Annotated in this window: 17 protein-coding genes; 12 read left to right on the forward strand and 5 right to left on the reverse strand. The window is 62.8% G+C overall.

All coding sequences use genetic code 11. The features are described from left to right. Nucleotides 1–40 precede the first annotated feature (40 nt). The 5 genes from queA to secF all read left to right on the forward strand — a co-directional run bounded on the left by queA (nucleotide 41) and on the right by secF (nucleotide 5,565). Nucleotides 41–1,069 carry a tRNA preQ1(34) S-adenosylmethionine ribosyltransferase-isomerase QueA gene (queA, locus tag AAHE99_RS15700; RefSeq protein ID WP_342118292.1) on the forward strand — a complete coding sequence of 343 codons (1,029 nt, stop codon included), beginning with the start codon at nucleotides 41–43 and terminating at the stop codon, nucleotides 1,067–1,069. Beyond that, nucleotides 1,062–2,201 (forward strand): tRNA guanosine(34) transglycosylase Tgt, encoded by a 1,140-nt coding sequence (gene tgt / locus AAHE99_RS15705; protein ID WP_342118293.1) that lies wholly within the window; start codon nucleotides 1,062–1,064, stop codon nucleotides 2,199–2,201. Before queA ends, tgt begins: the two co-directional genes overlap by 8 nt. Before the next feature lie 90 nt (nucleotides 2,202–2,291). Then, the gene (gene yajC, locus AAHE99_RS15710) at nucleotides 2,292–2,618 is read left to right on the forward strand and encodes a preprotein translocase subunit YajC (RefSeq protein WP_342118294.1); all 327 of its coding nucleotides are present in this window, start codon (nucleotides 2,292–2,294) and stop codon (nucleotides 2,616–2,618) included. 58 nt (nucleotides 2,619–2,676) lie between these two features. Next, nucleotides 2,677–4,536, forward strand: a complete 1,860-nt coding sequence (secD, locus tag AAHE99_RS15715; RefSeq protein ID WP_342118295.1) for a protein translocase subunit SecD — start codon at nucleotides 2,677–2,679, stop codon at nucleotides 4,534–4,536. Between the two features lie 9 nt (nucleotides 4,537–4,545). Continuing rightward, nucleotides 4,546–5,565, forward strand: coding sequence for a protein translocase subunit SecF (secF, locus tag AAHE99_RS15720; RefSeq protein ID WP_342118296.1), 1,020 nt, complete (start codon nucleotides 4,546–4,548; stop codon nucleotides 5,563–5,565). Between the two features lie 27 nt (nucleotides 5,566–5,592). On the opposite strand, the gene AAHE99_RS15725 is transcribed toward secF, so the two are convergent. Beyond that, on the reverse strand, nucleotides 5,593–6,084 hold the full coding sequence (locus AAHE99_RS15725) for a gluconokinase (RefSeq protein ID WP_342118297.1): 492 nt from the start codon (nucleotides 6,082–6,084) through the stop codon (nucleotides 5,593–5,595). 2 nt (nucleotides 6,085–6,086) lie between these two features. After that, complete coding sequence (locus AAHE99_RS15730) at nucleotides 6,087–7,115, reverse strand: LacI family DNA-binding transcriptional regulator (protein WP_342118298.1); 1,029 nt, start codon at nucleotides 7,113–7,115, stop codon at nucleotides 6,087–6,089. A gap of 51 nt (nucleotides 7,116–7,166) precedes the next feature. On the opposite strand from AAHE99_RS15730, the gene AAHE99_RS15735 reads away from it, so the two are divergent. From AAHE99_RS15735 to AAHE99_RS15745, 3 genes are all read left to right on the forward strand, one after another. Continuing rightward, nucleotides 7,167–7,859 carry a helix-turn-helix transcriptional regulator gene (locus AAHE99_RS15735; RefSeq protein WP_342118299.1) on the forward strand — a complete coding sequence of 231 codons (693 nt, stop codon included), beginning with the start codon at nucleotides 7,167–7,169 and terminating at the stop codon, nucleotides 7,857–7,859. Between the two features lie 65 nt (nucleotides 7,860–7,924). Continuing rightward, on the forward strand, nucleotides 7,925–8,548 hold the full coding sequence (locus AAHE99_RS15740) for a glutathione S-transferase family protein (protein ID WP_342118300.1): 624 nt from the start codon (nucleotides 7,925–7,927) through the stop codon (nucleotides 8,546–8,548). A gap of 132 nt (nucleotides 8,549–8,680) precedes the next feature. Beyond that, nucleotides 8,681–9,532, forward strand: coding sequence for a haloalkane dehalogenase (locus AAHE99_RS15745; protein ID WP_342118301.1), 852 nt, complete (start codon nucleotides 8,681–8,683; stop codon nucleotides 9,530–9,532). Between the two features lie 127 nt (nucleotides 9,533–9,659). Here the strand turns inward: AAHE99_RS15745 and AAHE99_RS15750 are convergent, their stop codons facing one another. The 3 genes from AAHE99_RS15750 to AAHE99_RS15760 all read right to left on the reverse strand — a co-directional run bounded on the left by AAHE99_RS15750 (nucleotide 9,660) and on the right by AAHE99_RS15760 (nucleotide 11,343). Then, the gene (locus AAHE99_RS15750) at nucleotides 9,660–10,496 is read right to left on the reverse strand and encodes an HDOD domain-containing protein (protein ID WP_342118302.1); all 837 of its coding nucleotides are present in this window, start codon (nucleotides 10,494–10,496) and stop codon (nucleotides 9,660–9,662) included. A gap of 112 nt (nucleotides 10,497–10,608) precedes the next feature. Further along, on the reverse strand, nucleotides 10,609–10,893 hold the full coding sequence (locus tag AAHE99_RS15755) for a hypothetical protein (protein ID WP_342118303.1): 285 nt from the start codon (nucleotides 10,891–10,893) through the stop codon (nucleotides 10,609–10,611). Between the two features lie 12 nt (nucleotides 10,894–10,905). Next, nucleotides 10,906–11,343, reverse strand: a complete 438-nt coding sequence (locus AAHE99_RS15760; protein ID WP_342118304.1) for a MarR family winged helix-turn-helix transcriptional regulator — start codon at nucleotides 11,341–11,343, stop codon at nucleotides 10,906–10,908. 80 nt (nucleotides 11,344–11,423) lie between these two features. Here AAHE99_RS15760 and AAHE99_RS15765 point away from each other — a divergent pair, with 80 nt between their 5' ends. The 4 genes from AAHE99_RS15765 (at nucleotide 11,424) to AAHE99_RS15780 (ending at nucleotide 15,776) form a co-directional block, all read left to right on the forward strand. After that, nucleotides 11,424–12,341 carry a DMT family transporter gene (locus tag AAHE99_RS15765; RefSeq protein ID WP_342118305.1) on the forward strand — a complete coding sequence of 306 codons (918 nt, stop codon included), beginning with the start codon at nucleotides 11,424–11,426 and terminating at the stop codon, nucleotides 12,339–12,341. A gap of 2 nt (nucleotides 12,342–12,343) precedes the next feature. Next, nucleotides 12,344–13,279 carry a GlxA family transcriptional regulator gene (locus AAHE99_RS15770; RefSeq protein WP_342118306.1) on the forward strand — a complete coding sequence of 312 codons (936 nt, stop codon included), beginning with the start codon at nucleotides 12,344–12,346 and terminating at the stop codon, nucleotides 13,277–13,279. A 92-nt stretch (nucleotides 13,280–13,371) separates the two neighbouring features. Beyond that, nucleotides 13,372–14,616 (forward strand): acetylornithine/succinyldiaminopimelate transaminase, encoded by a 1,245-nt coding sequence (locus tag AAHE99_RS15775; RefSeq protein WP_342118307.1) that lies wholly within the window; start codon nucleotides 13,372–13,374, stop codon nucleotides 14,614–14,616. 128 nt (nucleotides 14,617–14,744) lie between these two features. Then, entirely contained in the window at nucleotides 14,745–15,776 is a 1,032-nt protein-coding gene (locus tag AAHE99_RS15780; RefSeq protein ID WP_342118308.1) for an arginine N-succinyltransferase, read from the forward strand. Nucleotides 15,777–15,789: the final 13 nt, after the last annotated feature.

Here is a 15,789-nt window from a genome sequence, read left to right on the forward strand (position 1 = left end):
AAATAGAGGGTTGCCCAACAGTTTTTCAGTAGTCTCGTCAATGTACTCGCTATCCGACTTCGATTTTAACTTGCCGCCAGAGCGTATTGCGCAATTTCCTCTGCCGGACCGCAGCGCGTCGCGCCTCCTGCATGTGGACGGCAAGACCCTGCACGACCGTCAATTCACCGACATCGTCGACCAGCTGCAAGCCGGCGACCTGCTGGTGATGAACAATACTCGCGTGCTGAAGGCCCGTTTCTTCGGCGTCAAGGACAGCGGCGGCAAGGTGGAAGCCCTGGTTGAGCGCGTGCTGGACACCCGCACCGTGCTGGCCCAGCTGCGCGCCTCCAAGTCGCCCGGCCCGGGCGTGAAGATCCGCCTGGCCGATGCCTTCGACGTGACCGTGGGCGAACGCGCCGGCGAATTCTTCACCCTGCACTTCGATGCCGACGTGTTCGAGCTGATCGAGCAGTACGGCCGCCTGCCGCTGCCGCCTTATATCGAGCACGCGCCGGGTGAGGTGGACGAAACCCGCTACCAGACCGTCTTCAATAAAGTGCCTGGCGCGGTGGCCGCGCCGACCGCCGGCCTGCACTTCGACGAAGCGCTGCTGGACAAGCTGCGCGCCAAGGGCGTGAAGTTCGCCTACGTCACCCTGCACGTGGGCGCCGGCACCTTCCAGCCGGTGCGCACCGAAAACCTGGCCGAGCATAAGATGCACACCGAGTGGTACACCATGCCGCAGGAAACCGTGGATGCGGTGCGCGAGGCGCAGGCCGCCGGCCGCGATGTGGTGGCGGTGGGGACCACTTCGCTGCGCGCGCTGGAATCGGCCTCGCAAAGCGGCAAGATTGAAGCCGGCAGCGGCGACACCAACCTGTTCATCACGCCGGGCTACAAGTTCAAGACCGTCACCCGCCTGATCACCAACTTCCACCTGCCGAAGTCCACCCTGCTGATGCTGGTGAGCGCCTTCGCAGGCTTTACCGAGATCCGCCACGCCTACCAGCACGCGATCGTCAACGAATACCGCTTCTTCAGTTATGGCGACGCCATGCTGCTGACTACAAGGAATATCGATGCTTGAATTTAAACTGATCAAGAAGGACGCCACCGGCAAGACGCACGCCCGCCGCGGCACCGTAAAGCTGAACCACGGCGAGGTGCAGACCCCGATCTTCATGCCGGTCGGTACCTACGGCTCCGTCAAGGCGATGTCGCCGCTGGAGCTGAAGGAAATCGGCGCCCAGATCATCCTTGGCAACACCTTCCACCTGTGGCTGCGCCCTGGTAACGACGTGATGTCCAAGTTCGGCGGCCTGCACGGCTTCATGGGCTGGGACAAGCCGATCCTGACCGACTCCGGCGGCTTCCAGGTGTTCTCCCTGGGCGAAATGCGCAAGATCACCGAGGAAGGCGTGACCTTCAATTCGCCGATCAATGGCGACAAGCTGTTCCTGTCGCCGGAAATCTCGATGCAGATCCAGCGCGTGCTGAATTCCGACATCGTGATGCAGTTCGACGAGTGCACCCCGTACGAGATCGACGGCCGCCCGGCCACCCTGGAAGAAGCCGCCAAGTCGATGCGCATGTCCCTGCGCTGGGCCCAGCGTTCGATGAACGAGTTCAAAGCCGGCGAAAACCCGAATGCGCTGTTCGGTATCGTGCAAGGCGGCATGTATGAAAACCTGCGCGATGAGTCGCTGGAGGGCCTGGAAAAGATCAATTTCCCGGGCCTGGCCATCGGCGGCCTGTCGGTCGGCGAGCCGAAAGAAGACATGATGCGCATCCTGCAGCATGTCGGCCCGCGCCTGCCTGAGAACAAGCCGCACTACCTGATGGGCGTCGGCACGCCGGAAGACCTGGTCAACGGCGTAGCCAACGGCGTCGATATGTTCGACTGCGTGATGCCGACCCGGAATGCCCGCAACGGCTGGATCTTCACCCGCTTCGGCGACGTCAAGATCAAGAATGCGCGTTATAAGGATGACAAGGAGCCGCTGGACCCGACCTGCTCCTGCTACACCTGCCGCAACTTCAGCCGCGCCTACCTGCACCACCTGCACCGCGCGCAGGAGATCCTGGGTGCGCGCCTGAACACCATCCACAACCTGCATTATTACCTCGACATCATGCAGCAGATGCGCGATGCGCTGGATGCAGACCGCTTCCCGGACTGGGTGCAGCAATTCCACGCCGACCGCGCGCGTGGTATTTAAAAAACGGCAAGCCGCCCTTATATAGGTCGGCAGCATCGCTGGTGCTAGAATACACCGCTTAATTTTTTAACTAGAACAACTGGAGTCACCGTGTTCATTTCCAATGCATACGCTCAAACCGCTGCCGACGCCGGCGCCATGGGCAACCTGACCACTTTCCTGCCACTGATCCTGATGTTCGTGGTGATGTACTTCCTGATGATCCGTCCTCAGCAGAAGCGCGCCAAAGAGCAGAAAGCCATGATGGAAGCCCTGGCCAAGGGCGACGAAGTGGTGACCATCGGCGGCATCCTGGGCAAAGTGTCCAAGGTGACCGAGCAGCACGTGACCATCGAAGTCGCGAGCGGCACCGAAATCGTGGTGCAGAAGCACGCAGTGTCCTCGCTGCTGCCGAAAGGCACCCTGAAGGGCCTGTAATGAATGGCGCGGGCGGCTCAGTGCCGCCCGTTTTTGTATTGCCTGAACGCTCAAGACTATGAATCGCTATCCTGTCTGGAAATACATCCTCATCGCCGTGGTGGTGCTGCTTGGCGCCCTGTACACGGCGCCTAACTACTTCGGCCAGACGCCTGCACTGCAGGTCACCAGCGGCAAATCCACCGTTAAGGTAACCAGCGCCCTCGCCACCCAGGTGGAAGAGGTGCTGAAGAAAGAGAACATCAAGACCGACGGCGTCGCTGTTGATGGCAGCGGCATGCACTCCTCCGTGCGCGCCCGCTTTGCCGACACCGACACCCAGTTCAAGGCCCGCCTGGCACTGGAAAAGAGCCTGAATGCGGACCCGAACGACCCGACCTATATCGTCACGGTCAACCTGGTATCGAACACCCCGCAATGGATGCAATCGCTGCACGCCCTGCCTATGTACCTGGGCCTGGACCTGCGCGGCGGCGTGCACTTCCTGATGCAGGTGGACACCAAGGCTGCGCTGACCAAGCGTATCCAGGGCATGCAGGCCGCGATCAAATCGCAGCTGCGCGACAAGAATGTGCGCCATGCCGGTATCGACCGCTCCGGCGACTCGATCATCGTCAAGTTCCGCGAAGACGCGATCCGCAAGCAAGCCAAGGCCATCATCGAAGGCCAGCAGCCTGACCTGAACGTGGTGGAAGCCGCCGACGGCGAAGAACTGCGCCTGGTGGCGACCCTGAAGCCAGCCGCGCTGAAAGCCACCCTGGACAACGGCGTGCAGCAGAACATCGCCACCCTGGGCAAGCGAGTGAACGAACTGGGTGTGACCGAACCGGTGATCCAGCAGCAAGGCCCTGACCGCATCGTGGTGCAGCTGCCAGGCGTGCAGGATGCCGCCCGCGCCAAGGACATCATCGGCCGTACCGCTACCCTGGAAATCCGCATGGTCGACGAGACCGTGACCCCGGGCACCGAACTGACCGCATCGATCCCTTACAACTCCGAGCTGTTCACCGCCGGCAAGGGCACCCCTGTGGTGCTGTACAAGGACGTGGTGCTGACCGGCGACTACATCGCCAGCGCAACCGCCACCTTCGACCAGAACCAGCAGCCCGCCGTCAGCATCGACCTGAACGGCGACGGCGGCCGCAAGATCCGCGAAGCGACCCGCGACCGCGTGGGCAAGAAGATGGCGATCGTGCTGTGGGAAAAGAAGAAGCCGGAAGTGCTGTCGGTAGCGACCATCCAGGAAGAACTGGGCAGCCGCTTCAACATCACCGGCATGGGCACCATGGAAAACTCGGCTGAACTGGCGCTGCTGCTGCGCGCCGGCGCGCTGTACGCCCCGATGGAAGTGATCGAACAGCGTACCGTCGGTCCTGCACTGGGCGCCGAGAACATCAAGATGGGCTTCCATTCCACGATGTACGGTTTTGCCGCCATCGCGATCTTCATGATCGTGTACTACATGATGTTCGGCTTCTTCAGCGTACTGGCGCTGGCCGTCAACCTGCTGCTGCTGATTGCGATCCTGTCGCTGCTGCAGGCGACCCTGACCCTGCCGGGTATCGCCGCAATTGCGCTGGCGCTGGGTATGGCGATTGACGCCAACGTGCTGATTAATGAACGTATCCGCGAGGAGCTGCGTAACGGCGCCAGCGCGCAGAACGCGATCTCCGCCGGCTTCGAGCACGCATGGCACACCATCCTGGACTCCAACGTGACCACCCTGATCGTGGGTATCGCGCTGCTGGTGTTCGGTTCCGGTGCGGTGCGCGGCTTCGCCGTGGTGCACAGCCTGGGCATCCTGACCTCCATGTTCTCCGCAGTCTTCGTTTCGCGCGGCGTTGTGAACCTGTGGTACGGCCGTAAGAAGAAACTGCAGTCGCTGTCGATCGGCACTGTCTGGAAACCTGCGAACTAAGGAATAAAGATGGAATTTTTCCGCATCCGTAAAGACATCCCGTTCATGCGCCACGCGTTGGTCTTCAACGTGGTTTCGGCGCTGACCTTCGTGGCGGCAGTGTTCTTCCTGATCACCCGCCCGCTGAACTTCTCCGTGGAGTTCACCGGCGGCACCGTGATGGAAGTGAAGTACGCGCAGGCAGCCAACCTGGAAGGCGTGCGCGCCACGCTGACCGGCATGGGCTACCACCCTGAAGTGACGGCCATCGACACCGCGCGCGACGCCATGATCCGCCTGCCTAACGCAGCCGGCACCAGCGCGGCCGACACCGCAGCCAGCGTGTTCAACGCGCTGTGCAAGGCCGAGCAGGGCACCGTCAAGCAGCTCGACAAAGTGACCGACAAGGGCGCGCATGAGCTGAAGAGCGCCTGCGTCCACGCTGACGGCACCGAAGGCGTGGCGCTGCAGAAGGTCGAATTCGTCGGCCCGCAAGTGGGCAAGGAACTGGCCGAGAACGGCTTCTGGGCCCTGTTCTGGGTGGTGGTTGGCGTGATGGTCTACCTGGCGATCCGCTTCGAATGGAAATTCGCAGTCGCCGCGATCATCGCTAACTTGCACGACGTCGTGATCATCATGGGCTTCTTCGCCTTCTTCCAGTGGGAATTCTCGCTGACCGTGCTGGCGGCCGTGCTGGCGGTGCTGGGCTACTCGGTCAACGAATCGGTGGTTATCTTCGATCGAATCCGCGAGAACTTCCGCAAGCAGCGCAAGATGTCGGTGCATGAAGTGATCGACAACGCGATCACCTCCACCATCTCGCGTACCATCATCACCCACGGCTGTACCCAGATGATGGTGCTGTCGATGCTGTTCCTGGGCGGCCCGACCCTGCACTACTTTGCCATCGCGCTGACCATCGGTATCTGCTTCGGTATTTACTCCTCCGTGTTCGTTGCCGCCGCCGTGGCCATGTGGCTGGGCGTGAAGCGCGAAGACCTGATCAAGCCGATCAAGGAGAAGGACGAGACTGACGGCGCTGTCGTGTAAACGCCCACCGCTCGGAGAAAGGCAGCCTTAAACGGCTGCCTTTTTTATTTGTGCGACGAGTTCGGTGGGGGCGTGCCGTGCGTCGAGCGTCAGGCCGGCTTCGTCTGGCTGCAGCGGCTCCAGTGCGGCCAACTGGCTGTCCAGCAGTGCGACGGGCATGAAGTGGTTGGGACGGGCTTGCATGCGCTGGGCGAACAGCTCGCGCGGGCCGTGGATGTGGGCGAAGCGCAGTCCTGGGTCGGCGGCGCGCAATTGGTCGCGGTAGCGGCGGCGCAGGGCGGAGCAGGACAGGACCAGGCCTTCGCCGGCAGCGGCTGCGAGCGCGATTTCAGCGGACAGGCGGTCCAGCCATTCGGCGCGGTCTTCGTCGGTCAGGGCGACGCCGGCGCGCATCCTCGCGACGTTGGCGGGGGAGTGGTAGTCGTCGCCTTCCAGGAAGCGCACGCCGAGCGCTTCGGCCAGGGCGGCGCCGACCGAACTCTTGCCGCTGCCGCTGACGCCCATTACGACCCAGCGCATGTTCACGCGCTTTCCCGTGCCATCAGCGTGAAGCCCAGGTCGATGCGGTGCGCCGGCACCTCGTTGCCGCGGATGCTGGCCAGCAGCAGGCTGGCGGCGTCGAATCCGGTCTGGTACAGCGGGGTGCCGACCGTGGTGACGGTAGGATTCATCCACGCCGATGCGGGCAAGTCGTTGAAGCCGCAGATCGCCAGCTGCTCCGGCACCTTGATGCCGCGCCGCTGGCACTGGAAGATGGCGCCATGCGCCAGGTCGTCGTTGCAGCAGAAGATGGCGTCCAGGTCCGGCATGCTGGCCAGCATGCGGCCCACCAGCTCCGCGCCCAGCGCGATGGTGGAAGGCTCGGGGCTCATCATCTCCAGCGCAGGATCGGCCAGGCCGGCCTCCTGCATCGCCTTGCGGTAGCCTTCCGCGCGGCGCAGGGTGCGCTCGTCCAGCTGCGCCGCCATATAGCCGATGCGCTTGCGGCCCTTGTCGATCAGGTAGCGCGTCATCGCGTAGCCCGCGTCCACCTGCGAAAAGCCGACCGACATCACGCCCGGCTCCGGCGACAGGTCCATCATCGACACCACCGGCACGCGCGAGGTGGCGAGCATCTGCTGCACGCGCGGGCTGTGCGTCAGGCCGGACAGCAAAATCCCGTCCGGATTCGACTGCATATAGGTGAACAGCAGCTTTTCCTCCTCCGCATCGGAGTATCGCGTATTGCCGATCAGGATCTGGTAGTTGCAGGGATCGAGCGCATCCTGGATCCCCGCCAGCACCGCCGTGAACACCGCGTTCGACAACGAAGGCACCAGCACTGCAATCACCTTCGATTGCGCCGACGCCAGCGCGCGCGCCGCGCGGTTTGGTACGTATCCCAGTTCCAGCACGGCCTTGTCCACGCGCTCGCGCAGGACGGACGACACCAGCTCCGGCTGGTTGATGGCGCGCGAAGCGGTCATCGGCGCCACGCCGGCCAGCGCTGCTACATCAGAGAGGGTGACTTTGCCGAGTGCACGGCTCTTGGTATTGGTGCTCTTGCTCATGCGGGAATTATAACTATGTTAAGCTGCACGCCTCTCAAAAAAGGAGCGTCAATGAGCCGTACCGGCCGTCTGTTCCAGTTGATGGATGCCATGCGCGGCAGCCGCCGTCCCGTCACCGCGGCAGCGCTGGCGGAGCAACTGGGCGTATCGGAACGCACAATCTACCGCGACATGCAGACCCTGGCCGAACTGGGCGCGCCGGTGGAAGGCTCGGCCGGCCTGGGCTACCTGCTGCGCAGCGGCTTCTTCCTGCCGCCGCTGATGTTCGATGTCGACGAGCTGGAAGCGCTGGTGCTTGGTGCGCGCTGGGTGCGCCGGCAGGGCGACCCCGCATTGGCACAGGCTGCGGCCAATGCGCTCGCCAAAATCGCCACCGCCACGCCCAAGGACCTGCGCGACGACATGGCGGAAACCAGCCTGTGGGTGCCGCTGGTGCGCGATGCGCCCGAGCATGACGAATTCGTGCAGCCCGCGCGTGAAGCGATCCGCCGCCAGCACAAGCTGCGCATCCACTACTGCGATGAAAACGGCTTGGCTTCCGAACGCACGGTGTGGCCATTCGCTTTGGCTTTCTACGATGGGCGCCGCTTGCTGGCCGCCTGGTGCGAGATGCGCAAGGCCAACCGCCACTTCCGCATCGACCGTATTTCGCGAGCCGAGGCGCTTGCAGAACGCTATCCAACACCACGCCACGCTTTGCTGAAAACCTGGCGCGAAGAGAACGCGATTAGCGAAGACTCCTGACAGAAACTGTCAGGAGCCCTTGGTTACCATGGGCGCATTCGATCAACCCTTTGTGGAGTTTAACGATGCGCCTCTATCACAATCCCCTGTCCTCCAATGCCCGCCGCGTATTGCTGCTTGCTAGCCATCTCGGCCTCAAGTTCGATGAAGTGCTGATCGACTTCGCCAGCGATGACGACCGCCGCCGCCTGCTGGAAGTGAACATCTGCGGCAAGGTGCCGGCGCTGGAAGACGAGGGCTTCGCGCTGTGGGAGTCCTGCGCCATCATGCAGTACGTGGCCGACAAGGCCGGCGCCGAAGAGCTGTACCCGAAAGAGCTGAAGGCGCGCGCCGACATCAACCGCTGGATGTTCTTCGGCGCCCAGCACTTCTCGCCGGCGATCGGCATCCTGACCTGGGAATACCTGTGGAAGAAGCTGGTGACCGGCCAGGATCCCGACCCGGTGGAAATCGCCAAGGGCGAGCACTTCGTGCATGAACATGCGGCCGTGTTGGACAAACACCTGGCCACGCGCCAGTGGCTGAGCGGCGACCAGCTGACGCTGGCCGATTTCGCCGTGGCTGCACCGATGATGTACGTCAACCGTGCCAAGATCCCGGTGCAGGCCTACCCGCACCTGCTGGCCTGGGCGGAGCGCGTGCAGCAATTGCCTGCCTGGCGCAATACTGAGGCTCCCTGGCCTTTTTAAGCAGTATGTGAATTGACGCACAGAGTGTGGCCGGTCCGGGACATATGATGGAACCGTCTCTTTCAGGACATCCCTAGTTTTGGACTTGGCCCACTCTCCGGAGTGGGCACTTTTTTTTCTGGACGAGACATCATGCAAACCGTATCCGTGCTGGGCTCCACCATTGCCTATCGCGAGCTTGGCGAACGCAGTTCACGCGCTGTGATTTTCTTGCACGGCAATCCAACGCATTCCTTTATCTGGCGCGGCATCATGCCGCACATAGCGCAGAAGGCCTGGTGCCTGGCGCCGGACCTGATCGGCTTTGGCGCATCGGGCAAGCCCGACATCGCCTACAGCTTCCTCGAACACGCGGCCTATCTCGAAGCCTTCCTGCAGAAGATGGAGGTGGAGGAGTTCATCCTGGTCGGCCAGGACTGGGGCGGCGCGCTGGCGATCCACCTGGCGGCGCGCTATCCCTCCAAGGTGCGCGGCATGGCGCTGATGGAGTTTGTGCGCCCCAGCCCGACCTGGGAGGACTTCCATCCATTGGAGCAGGCGCGCGAGCGCTTCAAGCTGATGCGCGCGGAGGGCAGCGGCGAAGAGTTTGTGCTGCAGCAGAATTTCTTCATCGAACAGATGCTGCCGAAAGGCTCGCTGCGCCCGCTGACGGAGGAAGAAATGGACGCCTACCGCGCGCCATTCCCGACACCGGAATCGCGCAAGCCCATGCTGGCCTTCCCGCGCATGATGCCGATTGCCGGCGAGCCGGCCGACATCTACCAGCTGATCGAGCGCAACGAAACGGTCATGGAGACCGCCCAGTACCCCAAGCTGATCCTGTTCAGTCCCAACGGCGTGCTGACGCCGCGCGCGGTCGCCGAGCGCTACGCCGCAAAGCTGGCCAACTGCAAGCTGGTGGAACTGGGCGAAGGCACCCACAACATCCAGGAAGACCACCCCGACGCCATCGGCCGCGCCATCGCCGCCTGGCTGCCGCAATAACGCACGAGCCCGTGTCCCACCATGGGGTCACACCCCAGCCGGGACACGGGCTCGGCCAATGCAAAGACGAGCTCGTGTCTCACTTAGGGTGTGACCCCAGGGTGGGACACGGGCTCGGCTGTAGGATTTAGTGCAGCAGGGCGGCGGTGAGGGATTTCACTTCTTCCGCCGACTCTTCCATGATGCCGGCCAGCGTGCCGTCGCCGATGGCGAAGTCGATGGTGCTGGCGGCGGACATGGAGGTGGCGCCAGGCCGCGCATGCAGCGGGGAGGCGATTGGCGACAGGTCGTTCGCCAGCAACAACGTGTCGCCGAGGTTTTCCGGCGGCAGGGCGCGCAGGCCTTCCCACATGGCTTCCACGGCCGTCATCACGTTCTCGGGAATCATCAGCTTCTGCAGCACGCCGCGGCCGATCTGCACCTCGCCGTGCGTGGTCCAGTCCTCAGGATCGCCTTCCATCACTTCGGGATAGGCTTCGGCCTGCGACAGCATGTAGAAGCCGCCCACTTCGTGCACGATGCCGGCAAACATGGCGGTATCGGGGTCGACATGGGACACGCGCCGCGCGATCACCTGCGCCAGCGCCGCCACATGGGCGGTGTGTTCCCACAGCTGGTTGGATTTGGCTTTGAGCAGCGGATTGCGGATCTTGCTGCTCAATTGGCGCACGATCACGGAGGCCACCAGCGACTGCAGGGTGCGCACGCCCAGGCGTTGCACCGCTGTCTTCACGCTGGAAATCTCCATGCCGGAGCGGTTATAGGCCACCGAATTGGCGATTGCCACCGTCCGCGCCGCCAGCAGCGGGTCGGCCTGCACCAGCTTGGCTGCCAGGTCGATATGGCAATTGTCGTCGTTGAGCGCGCGCTGCAGCTTCATCGACGCATCGATATTGGTGGGGAAGGCAAGCTCACCGCGACCCGCTTGGGCCGCAATTGCTTTGAAGGCGTCCAGTCTGTCCATGCGAAAAATTATGGCAGAAAATTGCCCTACGGAACTATCCAAGGGCAATTATTTTGATGAATTTTTCCGCAGGCCTTGCCGGGCGCGATTGAATTACGCTATGCGCCGGGGTTCAGCCTTCGCCGAAGATGGCGTCGCACCCTTCGACGGTGCCTTCGACATCTCCCAATTCGTCGACCAGTTCCAGGTCTTCGAGTTCCTCCACCGCATTGGTGAAGCTGTTGTGCTTGGTGGCGCCGATCAGACGGTAGATCTCACCGTCTTCGTTACGTACGCCGATCAGCAGTTTTTCCTTGCGTACCGCCTCGGCGCTGGTGCTTTCCAGCAGCAGGTTGGCGGTGATTTGCTTGTCGAACTTGGCTGGCTTGATGCCGTCCAGCAGGGTAGTTTTTAACATTCTTGTCGTTCTTTATAGTGGTGTACCGGCACTGATCGTGGCCTTTAGCCCGGCCAGGGTACGTTCCAGTGCGTCAAAATCGGCGTCGCTGTAGCTGGAAAACAAATGTACTCCTTTGGCGACGATGACGGGAAATACTTTGGCAAATAGCTGTTCGCCCGCCGGTGTCAGGCGGACGAAATAGGAGCGCTTGTCGTCGGCATTGCGTTCCCTGTGTACCAGGCCCTTCTGTTCCAGCCGTTCGATGACGCCGGTCAGGGTGCCCTTGGTGATCAGGGTGCGCTCGCCCAGTTCCTTGTAGCTCATGCCGTGGGTGTTGCCCAATGTGGCGATGATATCGAATTGCGCGTGGGTGAGGCCAAGCTGGCGCACATGCTCGCCGGACCACCTCTCAAACCCTTGCATGCATTCGGCCAGCAGCCGGATGCTCTTCAAATATCGTTCGCCCATGGCTTGGGATTATAGCGCCCGCCCGCGGTGCGCAGCATCGGTTAAGATATGCAAACTTATAACAATATGCCGTTTTCGCCATGCCCCAACACGCACGCGGTATCCTGGCACTGCTGGTGGTGACCCTAGTCTGGGGCACCACCTTTCCCGCCATGAAGGACATGACCGATACCTTGTCCGCCAACTGGATTGTGGTATCGCGCTTTGCGGTGGCGGGCGTGCTGCTGTCACCGTTCCTGCTCAAGGCGAAATGGCGCGACCTGCACTACGGCTTCCTGGCCGGCGTGCTGCTGTTTTTCTGCTACCTGGCCCAGGTCGAGGGCCTGAGCATGACGTCCTCCAACCGGAATGCCTTCATCTGCGGCCTGAACGTGCTGGTGGTGCCGCTGCTTGGCATCGCCATGGGCAAGTGGCCGGACAAGCGCATCGTGCTGGCGCTGGTCCTGGCGGTGGGCGGCCTGTTCGCCCTGTGCTGGGAAGGCAGCTTCACCTGGAGCCGCGGCGATTCGCTGGCGCTGGCGGCGGCCTTCCTGTTCGGCCTCTATATCAAGGTGATGGAGCAGTTCTCGCGCAAGGTGGAGCGGCTGATGACGCTGACCGTGGCCCAGATCTGGACCGTGGCGGTGTTTGCCGGGCTGTGGATCCTGCTGCGCGAAGTGCCGCGCGGGGTGATCGATGTGCCGCATGATGCGTCGGACTACTACAACTACATCTGGCAGGGCTTGCTGGAACACAAATGGAACCTGGCCTACCTGGGCGTGATCGCCACGGCCGCCATTATTTCCCTGCAAACCTGGGGCCAGAGCCATGCCACCGCCAATGAGGCGGCGGTGATCTATGCCTTCGAGCCGGCCAGTGCGGCCATTTTCGGCTTTTTCTGGCTGGGCGAAACCATGGGCCCGATGCAGCTGGTGGGCGCGGCGCTGTTGATCTCCGGTATGATTGTCAGTCAATGGAACACCCCTGAGCGCCCTGCGTCGGCGCTCGTCCCCGAATAGAGATGTCATTTGATCAACTTAGTCGCCTGACCCGGGAGCAGCCGCTGCGCGTGCTGCTGGTGAATGCGGGCGAACCGGACAGCCTGGCCTGGTCCGGACTGGTGCAGCCGCTGCGGCTGGCCCAGCGAATCCTGAAAGAAGCCTTCGCGCTCGACGTGCTGGCGCCGGCCCAGGTGGCCAGTGCCGCCGGCGGCTGGCATCTGGCCCTGCTGGTGGCGGATGAAGGTTCCGTGCGTCCCGCGGAGGCCGAGCTGCGCGCCGTGATCGAGCGTTGCCGCGAGGCGGAGTTCTGGGGCGGCGTGGGGGCGGGTGTGCTGTGGCTGGCGCAGGCGGGGGCGGCGGGCAATACCCGCATCGCGCTGCCGTGGGCGCTGTATGCGGACACCGAGGATGTGACGGAGCGCGCGATCCTGACCCCCCATTTGTTCGAGTTGGACGGACGGCTGCTGAGCTGCTGCGGCGGCTCGGCGTCGCTGGACTTCTCGCTGACCCTGGTGGAGGCGCTGTTTGGCGCCAATGTGCAGGCCGAGATCAAGGAGGCGCTGTGCATCGACCGCGTGCGTTCGCAGGACGAGCGGCAGCGGGTGGCCCTGCAGGCCCGTTTCGGCGCCCTGCAACCCAAGCTGTCGGAGGCGGTGACCCTGATGGAGGCCAATATCGAGGAGCCGCTGTCGACCGACGATATCGCCGGCTTGGTGGGCCTGTCGCGCCGCCAGCTGGAGCGGCTGTTCAAGCAGTACCTCGGCTCCTTGCCTTCCCGCTATTACCTGGAGCTGCGCCTGCAGCGGGCCCGGCAGCTCCTATTAGAAACGAACCATTCCATTGTGCAAGTTGGGCTGATGTGCGGCTTCTCGTCCGGGTCGCACTTTTCCACCGCGTTCGGCACGCTATTCGGCAACACGCCACGGGAGGAGCGCCAGCGCAAGTTGCAGCGGTAACCATTTTTGAAAATCCTTGTCGCAGATTCAAAAGAGTTTTAGCATCCCCGCTTTTACAATGCAGTACACCTTACCATTGATGGGGATTTGCCATGAACGCCAAGCTTGACTCTTCTGTTACCACCCGCCCTGTAACCCGCGCCACGTTCGACGAGGTAATCGTCCCGACTTACGCACCTGCCCAGATGGTGCCAGTGCGAGCAGCGGGTCTGGACCTGTGGGACCAGACTGGCAAGCATTACCTGGATTTCACCTCCGGCATCGCCGTGGCCTCCCTGGGCCACTGCAACCCAGTGCTGGTGGAAGCGCTGACCAAGCAGGCCAATACCCTTTGGCACCTGGGCAATGGCTACACCAATGAGCCAGTGCTGCGCCTGGCCACCGCCCTGACCGAAGCCACCTTCGCTGACCGCGCCTTCTTCTGCAACTCCGGCGCCGAAGCCAATGAAGCGGCCCTGAAGCTGGCCCGTAAAGCCGCCCACGCGAAATACGGCGACAAGAAGCCGCGCATCGTGTCCTGCCTGAACTCCTTCCACGGCCGCACCCTGTTTACCGTCTCCGTCGGCGGCCAGGCCAAGTACACCGAAGGTTTCGAGCCGCTGCCACCATCGATCGACCACATCCCTTACAACGATATCGAAGCGGCCAAGGCTGCCATCGGCGACGACGTGTGCGCCGTGATCGTGGAGCCGGTGCAGGGCGAAGGCGGCGTGATGCCGGGCAATCCTGAATACCTGAAGACCCTGCGCGAGCTGTGCGACAAAGTCGGCGCCGTGCTGATCTTCGACGAAGTACAGTGCGGCATGGGCCGTACCGGTTCCCTGTTCGCTTACCAGGGCTACGGCGTGACCCCGGACATCCTGACCTCGGCCAAGGCGCTGGGCAACGGCTACCCGATCGGCGCCATGCTGACCACCGAAGAACTGGCCAAGCACCTGGGCGTAGGCACCCACGGCACCACCTACGGCGGCAACCCGCTGGCGGCCACCGTGGCGCTGACCGTGCTGGAAACCATCAACCAGCCTGCTTTCCTGGCGCGCGTGAAGGAAGCGTCCGAGAAGCTGATCGCCAAGCTGGAAGGCCTGGTACGCGATTTCCCTCAGGTGTTCTCCGCTGTGCGCGGCGCTGGTCTGCTGCTGGGTCTGGTTGTGGCGGAGCCATTCAAGGGCCGCTCGAAGGACATCCAGCGCGCTGCTGAAGCGCATGGCCTGATGATCCTGATTGCGGGCATGGACGTGGTGCGCCTGGCGCCGGCGCTGATCGTGTCGGATGCGCAGATTGAGGAAGCCGACCGTATTATCCGCCTGGCGATCGCTGACCTGACCAAGGCTGCCTAAAACCGGTAAACCAGGGGCAGACACAAGTGTCTGACCCGATCTGCGGCAGTCGCGGGTCGGGTCTGACCCTTGGGTCAGACCCGGATTTACCGGTTTTTGTTTTAGAGAAGAATAAAGAGGAGCACCCCATGTATGTAGTCCGTCCGGTAGAAACCGCCGACATCGCCGCCCTCGAATCACTGGCTGCGGTCAGCATGCCGGGTGTCCATACCCTGCCCAAGACCCGCGAAAAGATCGAGCAAGCCGTCGAAGGTTCCATCGCATCCTTCTCCGCCCACGTCGACATCCCGAGCGAAGAGTCGTACATGTTCGTGATGGAGTCGCTGGCCGACAAGAAGATCGTCGGCACCGCCGCCATCCACGCCTCCGCAGGCTCGAACGGCACCTACTTCTCTTTCCGCAACGACGTGATCCAGCAGGTCTCGCGCGACCTGAACATCAGCCACAGCGTGCACGCGCTGACGCTGTGCTCCGAACTGACCGCCTACTCGCAACTGTCCGGCTTCTACGTCGACGCCAGCGTGGCGCAGCGTCCGGAAGCAGCACTGCTGTCGCGTTCGCGCCTGCTGTACGCGGTGCAGGCGCCGCACCGCTTCGGCGACCGCTTCTTCGTGCCGCTGGCCGGCCTGACCGATGAAAACGGCGGTTCGCCATTCTGGGACGCGCTGGGCCGCAAGTTCTTCAAGATGGACTTCCTGGATGCCGAACGCGTGATCGGCGGCGCCCGTAACCGGACCCTGATCGTGGAACTGATGCCGCACTATCCGGTGTATGTGCCGCTGCTGCCTGGCGCTGCGCAATCGGTGATGGGCCAGATCCACCCAAGCGGCGAACTGGCCTTCAACCTGCTGACCTCTGAAGGCTTCGAAGCCGACGAGTACATCGACATCTTCGACGGCGGTCCGATCCTGCAGGCGCACAAGCATTCGCTGCGCACCTTCACCGCGTCCATGCCGCGCCGCGTGGCCAACGCCAGCGGCACCCCGGCCAGCGACAACGTGGCCACCTATGCCGTTTCCACCGGCCCTGACCAGCGCTTCCGCGCCGTGACGATCAACTGCGCGCCGCTGGAAAACAGCGATGCCGTTTGCCTGCCGAAGGAAGTCCAGGAAGTCCTGGGCGTAGCCGAAGGCGATACCGTGACCTGCGTCCGCATTTAAGAACGAGAATACC

Source organism: Pseudoduganella sp. OTU4001 (genome assembly GCF_038440195.1).
GTDB lineage: Bacteria > Pseudomonadota > Gammaproteobacteria > Burkholderiales > Burkholderiaceae_D > Rugamonas.

Bases quoted from the DNA above. Each gene is read 5' to 3' on its own strand.
- queA (WP_342118292.1), top strand. From the start codon at position 41: ATGTACTCGCTATCCGACTTCGATTTTAACTTGCCGCCAGAGCGTATT.
- tgt (WP_342118293.1), top strand. From the start codon at position 1,062: ATGCTTGAATTTAAACTGATCAAGAAGGACGCCACCGGCAAGACGCAC.
- secD (WP_342118295.1), top strand. From the start codon at position 2,677: ATGAATCGCTATCCTGTCTGGAAATACATCCTCATCGCCGTGGTGGTG.
- secF (WP_342118296.1), top strand. From the start codon at position 4,546: ATGGAATTTTTCCGCATCCGTAAAGACATCCCGTTCATGCGCCACGCG.
- AAHE99_RS15725 (WP_342118297.1), bottom strand. From the start codon at position 6,084: ATGCGCTGGGTCGTAATGGGCGTCAGCGGCAGCGGCAAGAGTTCGGTC.
- AAHE99_RS15730 (WP_342118298.1), bottom strand. From the start codon at position 7,115: ATGAGCAAGAGCACCAATACCAAGAGCCGTGCACTCGGCAAAGTCACC.
- AAHE99_RS15735 (WP_342118299.1), top strand. From the start codon at position 7,167: ATGAGCCGTACCGGCCGTCTGTTCCAGTTGATGGATGCCATGCGCGGC.
- AAHE99_RS15740 (WP_342118300.1), top strand. From the start codon at position 7,925: ATGCGCCTCTATCACAATCCCCTGTCCTCCAATGCCCGCCGCGTATTG.
- AAHE99_RS15745 (WP_342118301.1), top strand. From the start codon at position 8,681: ATGCAAACCGTATCCGTGCTGGGCTCCACCATTGCCTATCGCGAGCTT.
- AAHE99_RS15750 (WP_342118302.1), bottom strand. From the start codon at position 10,496: ATGGACAGACTGGACGCCTTCAAAGCAATTGCGGCCCAAGCGGGTCGC.
- AAHE99_RS15755 (WP_342118303.1), bottom strand. From the start codon at position 10,893: ATGTTAAAAACTACCCTGCTGGACGGCATCAAGCCAGCCAAGTTCGAC.
- AAHE99_RS15760 (WP_342118304.1), bottom strand. From the start codon at position 11,343: ATGGGCGAACGATATTTGAAGAGCATCCGGCTGCTGGCCGAATGCATG.
- AAHE99_RS15765 (WP_342118305.1), top strand. From the start codon at position 11,424: ATGCCCCAACACGCACGCGGTATCCTGGCACTGCTGGTGGTGACCCTA.
- AAHE99_RS15770 (WP_342118306.1), top strand. From the start codon at position 12,344: ATGTCATTTGATCAACTTAGTCGCCTGACCCGGGAGCAGCCGCTGCGC.
- AAHE99_RS15775 (WP_342118307.1), top strand. From the start codon at position 13,372: ATGAACGCCAAGCTTGACTCTTCTGTTACCACCCGCCCTGTAACCCGC.
- AAHE99_RS15780 (WP_342118308.1), top strand. From the start codon at position 14,745: ATGTATGTAGTCCGTCCGGTAGAAACCGCCGACATCGCCGCCCTCGAA.